General features: G+C 60.2%; 5 protein-coding genes. 2 read left to right on the top strand and 3 right to left on the bottom strand.

Translation table 11 applies throughout. From position 1 onward, the window contains the following. Positions 1 to 436: 436 nt before the first annotated feature. Positions 437 to 1,231: a hypothetical protein gene (locus VGG64_18775; GenBank protein ID HEY1601652.1), complete on the bottom strand. Its 795-nt coding sequence runs from the start codon at positions 1,229 to 1,231 to the stop codon at positions 437 to 439. A gap of 657 nt (positions 1,232 to 1,888) precedes the next feature. Here VGG64_18775 and VGG64_18770 point away from each other — a divergent pair. Continuing rightward, a complete protein-coding gene (locus tag VGG64_18770; protein ID HEY1601651.1) occupies positions 1,889 to 2,347 on the top strand; it encodes a VanZ family protein in 459 nt (152 codons plus the stop codon). A gap of 14 nt (positions 2,348 to 2,361) precedes the next feature. Here VGG64_18770 and VGG64_18765 read toward each other — a convergent pair whose 3' ends face one another. Then, positions 2,362 to 3,381 (bottom strand): energy-coupling factor ABC transporter permease, encoded by a 1,020-nt coding sequence (locus tag VGG64_18765; GenBank protein ID HEY1601650.1) that lies wholly within the window; start codon positions 3,379 to 3,381, stop codon positions 2,362 to 2,364. Between the two features lie 367 nt (positions 3,382 to 3,748). Beyond that, positions 3,749 to 4,060 carry a hypothetical protein gene (locus VGG64_18760; GenBank protein HEY1601649.1) on the bottom strand — a complete coding sequence of 104 codons (312 nt, stop codon included), beginning with the start codon at positions 4,058 to 4,060 and terminating at the stop codon, positions 3,749 to 3,751. A 415-nt stretch (positions 4,061 to 4,475) separates the two neighbouring features. Between VGG64_18760 and VGG64_18755 the strand changes: the two genes are divergently transcribed. Further along, entirely contained in the window at positions 4,476 to 5,111 is a 636-nt protein-coding gene (locus tag VGG64_18755) for a DUF1080 domain-containing protein (protein HEY1601648.1), read from the top strand. Positions 5,112 to 5,213 lie beyond the last annotated feature (102 nt).

Here is a 5,213-nt window from a genome sequence, read left to right as displayed (position 1 = left end):
GGCGGGGCCTGCCTGTCTGCCGCCCAGGTGTTATTAGTTCCGGTCAGGATCGCTGCCATTGCGAGCAGAGACCATCCGCGCCTCGAGCCGCTCATCGTAACCCCCCCAGGTTAGCGCAGTGCTGATTTTTGGACGCACTATGAGCCCGGCCAAAGGCCGACAGTGCGCAACCGCTATGACGCGGTCCGGAATTCTCTTCGACACCCGCAGAGTCCTCCCTTGCGGATTTTCCGTTAAGACCGCAAAAGTTTGGCCAGACAACAAGCTCTCGCAAACCAGAAAAGTTTACCGAAGGGGGGCTAGCACTGGCGAGGAAGGCGGCGCCCGAGAATTCAACAGCAAGAAATGCTCATGGCCCCGCAAAAGGGGCCGCGCAGCGAGTGGGCTGTTGTGATCGTCTGATCAAATGAATTGGCTCCGCCCGGTCGCTCGGCGGCTAAATCGCTAGGCGACATCGAAGTCTGGCCAATCCCATGAACACGGCGCCAAGGGCCGCCAATAGCCATGCGGTCGGTTCAGGGGCCGGCGTCACCGGTGTTATCGGCACCGTAGTTTCCAGCGTCGCCTGAGCCGAGATAGCGATCTGCGCGACCGGCGGCGCACTGGGGGGACAATAAAAATAGGAATACACAGTATTCGCCGCCGTGCCCGAGATATCGCTGGGGGTAATTACCTCGTGCAGCGAGACTCCGTCCGAGAAGGCCACATTGACCACGGCCCATTGACTCGCGTCCGTGCCGCCGGCCAACGCGGCTCGATAGTTCGTCAGGCTCGCGCCGCCATCGGAAACTCGATCGATATTAGCGCGAAAATCGTACGTCAGGTTCGGTACGAAATTGCTATAAGTCATCGATACAAAGTTGGAATTCGCGTGCAATCCAGGAGCAGCGCCGGGCAGGAATGTGTCGACCGTCGGCTCTGTGGCACTTGGTGAAAAAATCAATGAGCCAAAGCTATAGGTGCTATTCCCCATCGTCATGAAGAAGGCCGTAATGGACGACGTCGTCGAGGTGTTCGTAATCGCGAAATTGGGCCGATCCTGAGCGACCAAACGCAATGAAGACTGCATCGAAGGACTCAAGCTGTTGTAGTTGCTGATGTCTTCCGAGATCTGCAGACTGAAGCTATCGACCACTAACGGCGTCGCCCACAGCGTGCTGACGCTGGCTAGCGAGATGAGAACAGCGCCCGCCAATACGATTCCGGTGTTTCGCTTCGATGCAAGTGTCATTATCAAGATGCCGTTTTCAAGAAGCAGAAATTCACGCGTCGAACCTGAGCGGACTCATCGGACTTCCTGTGGATTCTCGGCCATTGGGCCCTATCCATCCTGCGGAGTGTTACGTGGTTGTCGGCCCTCCCAGAGGCATCCACTCGTACCGGCAGCGCGACATGAAATCCCGGCGCGCGGACATTCCCCCGGAATGACCGAATCGCACATGAACTTGCCCTACGCCTGAAAAAAGGCGGAAGAATCTGAAGCACCCCGAACAGCCGGTGCGAAGTGCGAACGCGAATCAGGCTCTAACACAGCGTGGATGCCCGACGCGGCAGTCGAAAGAGGCCGCCGCTTTACGTCCGACTTCGCCCTCGCAGTGGGATGTTTCCCATGGCGAAAACTGCAGGACGAGCTACAGTAGCGGTCTCACAGAGAGGCGGACTTTTCGCGGCTGGAAGACACCTGTTGCCTGACCGACAAAGTCCTATACGGTCAATCCTAATCGCCCATTCATTGTGGTCAAGCATTTGGTGTGCCGGCAATTTCGCAAGGTAAGCTGATAGGTGCCCTATCCTGGTCGCGGCACTTGCCAGTCAGCCCCTTTCTTGGGACTGCCGCCAGTCGACCGAAAGCCCGGCATACCGTTAACCGTCTCGCAAGGACCTGCCCGTGTCGGACATCTCAATTCAAGGTCAACCTGGCCGCCGGGTCGCCACATTCACTCTGGCGTTCTATTGGTTGGCGCTGATCACGGCCACGCATTGGCCGTTGGAGTTTTTGCCACGGGATAAGCCGCTATTGGCTAGCGACAAGCTGCTGCATTTCTCTGCCTATGCAGGGCTGGCCTTTCTACTATCGCTGGTCGTGTACCTGCGCCGCCGTGAGGCGGCGTCATCTCTCGGTCTTTCGTTTGGGACCACGGCCTGCGTTTGGCTGATGGTCGTAGCCTCTGGATTATGCGACGAGTCCACGCAGCCGCTCGTTGGTCGAGACTTTGAATGGTACGACTGGCTGGCCGATTCCGTCGGCGCACTCTGCGGACTTGCGCTGTGCGCTGTATTTGTCTGGTGGCTTAGCGGACATGGCCTGCCAACCGAAAATCGGCAAGTAGTTGGCGAAGACGCATAGCAGCTCCGAGGCTACTAGCGCAGAGGGGCCGTTCCATATCGCACACCGCGCGATAAGACCCACGCCAAGCCGAAGACGGTCAGTGCCCCGATGGCTCCGGCCAGCGAGGTAGCCAACCAAGCGCCGCGCAACCAAGCGACCTGGTAGTCGGCCATGGGAATGATCGCAGGCGCAGGCGGAGCCTCATGTGTGCCGAGACTATCGGCAATTGCTTCCAGCCCATCGGGAGCCGCGGATGCCAGCGGGGAGACGAAAAATGCCACGAACAAGGCCGTGGCCAGTCCCGCGACCGCGACCTGGCGGAGGCGCAGTGCAGTCGATTCGGGCGTCCGCGCGGCGTACAACATCTCGGGCCGTACGCGTATCAGGAACGCGACCACGGCGCCCGTGATTAGAGCTTCACCAACGCCGATAAAGCTGTGCACGATCAGCATCGCCGGAAGGACGGCACCCAAGGGATACGTGCCTGACCACCACAACTCGAGAGCACAGAGCGCGGCCGCCAGTTGCACGGAAAGCCAGCTCGCGATCACGGCCCCGGCGACATGTGCCGCGGCAGTCGGCCGGAGCCGCACGATCGTAGCGTACACGGCATATCCTGCGAGCGACCCGGCCAGCGCCATGTTGACGATGTTCGCTCCCAGCGCCGTCAATCCGCCGTCGTAAAACAACAGGCATTGCACGACCAACACGACCGACATTGCCAAGACGCCGGCCCACGGTCCCAGCACTACGGCAGCCAGCACCCCTCCCAGCAAATGCCCCGAAGTTCCTCCCCAAATCGGAAAATTCACCATCTGAGCCGCGAAGATGCACGCGCTCATCACTCCCATCAGAGGGATCAGGCGGTCGCCCACCGTGGCCCGCGCTTGGCGCGCAGCCCAAGCGACGGCACCGCCCGCTAACGCACCGGTGCCAGCACAGGTCGAGGCATTGAGAAAGCCGTCGGGCAAATGCATGAAAGTGAACTCCGCCTGGCTGCGGCGCCCTAGTCGCCTGGTGTTGGCGATATCCTGGCCGCCGCGGCTGCTCAATCACTATAGCTCGATCGACGGACGACCCCAACGGTGCCTATTCAAGCCCTAACATTGCCAACGCGGCCATGCTAACCAGATACCGGCCCGTCAAAACCTTGGCCGGGCGCTTGTGACCAAGCGGGCAGGATCAACCCTGACGAACTGGTTGTGTCCGTGGGTGCAAATAGCCCTTGGCCCTGTCGTGAGAAAGAAGGGGCCGGGCTCGATTATCGCTCGCTGTACCGGTTGGATCTGGATAAATCCGCCGGTCCTGCGCGGTACTCAGCAGCGTGAAACAATGCGAACGAGCGAGTGTCGCGTTACCGTGAGTGGATCGCGATTCAGGGCGCGCAGAAGATTGCACCGCGGTCTGAGCTACGACGTTCTACCGCCACTGCCCTTGATCCGAGCGGCGCGATTGCGGGCCGAGAGGCGGTGCCTCGGTGGGCTGACCCTGGCTCGGCTGCTGCGGTGGTCCTTCGGTGACCGATTCGCCAATGGCTTCCTGCGATACTTCGGCATCGAACACTGCGTTCGGCGGAACATTGCCTTGCAGAATGGAGCCGGCGCGATCGTTAAAGCCCAGTCCCGATGCCGGAACGGGTCCGCCGTAGTCGTCCGGCGCTGCGCACATTGCGCACCCCAATGACGACAGAGCGACTACCAAGATGGCGAGCGCACCCATTCTTTGCAGCATCGAACATCCCTTTCCCGAACATCCCCCGTCACGGCGTTCGCGCCGGCGACCCGTGGCTGGCCCCCCATCGACGTAGTTCCACGGCGAGGGACGCAGCACCTGCGGTATCATCGGCTGATGCGACCGGCGAAATCGTCATTTTTTCCCAGTGCAAAGAATGTCTTACCGGCAAACTCTTCGCGCCGGATCCTAGAACCCCCATCTTTCCAGCGGCAGGTCCGTATCGCCCCTATCATTGTTTGATCGCCCCGCCCCGCCGCGGCTCGTCGACCGGTACACCCGCCGTGCGGTTGTCCGCTGGTCGGGCCCTTTCCCTGGCTAGCACCGCGGGTTAGTGTGACGCAACGGAACGCTTCACAAACGCGGTGGTGATCGCCGCTGGAAACATCGTTGACACTTCGCGGAGATTCGCACCATGCTCGTTTCACGACTCTTTTCCCTCGCGCTCGTAGCCTGTTTTTGCACTGCCATGCCAATCCACGCGGCGGACTGGAAGCCGCTCTTCAACGGCAAGGATCTCAGCGGTTGGACTCCCATCGATGGACCTGCCACTAGCTGGCGCGTCGATGATGGCTTGCTGATTTGCTCCGGCCAGGGATCTGGTTGGCTGTCGACGAACGACGAATACGCCAATTTCGAGCTGGAATTGGAATACCGCGTTCCCGTCGGCGGCAACAGCGGTGTCTTCCTTCGCGCGCCGCATAAAGGCAATCCGGCATTTGCGGGCATGGAGATCCAAGTTCTCGACGACTACGACGCGCAATATGCCAATCTCAAGCCGACGCAATACACCGGCAGCTTGTACGATGTCGTTCCCGCCCAGCCACGCGTCTCGAAGAAGGCGGGCGAGTGGCAGAAGATGCACATTATGTGCAAGGACAATCACGTTCAGGTCACACTCAACGGCACCCAAATCGTCGATGCCGACCTGACTGCCCACCCCGAAAAGCTCGCTGAGCATCCGGGGCTGAAGCGGACGACGGGTCATGTGGGTCTGCAAAATCACAGCTCACGGCTCGACTTCCGCAATCTTCGTATTCGCGAACTGTGATAGCGTGGCCGTCGGTGCAGGCTGACCGTGCCAAACAACCAAACATATGGCCACCTGATCGCGAAACTCGGTCACCGACGGCGAGCCATTCAAGTCTTGCCG

The organism is Pirellulales bacterium (genome assembly GCA_036490175.1).
Lineage (GTDB): Bacteria > Planctomycetota > Planctomycetia > Pirellulales > JACPPG01 > JACPPG01.
This window is presented reverse-complemented; position numbering and strand designations above follow the sequence as displayed.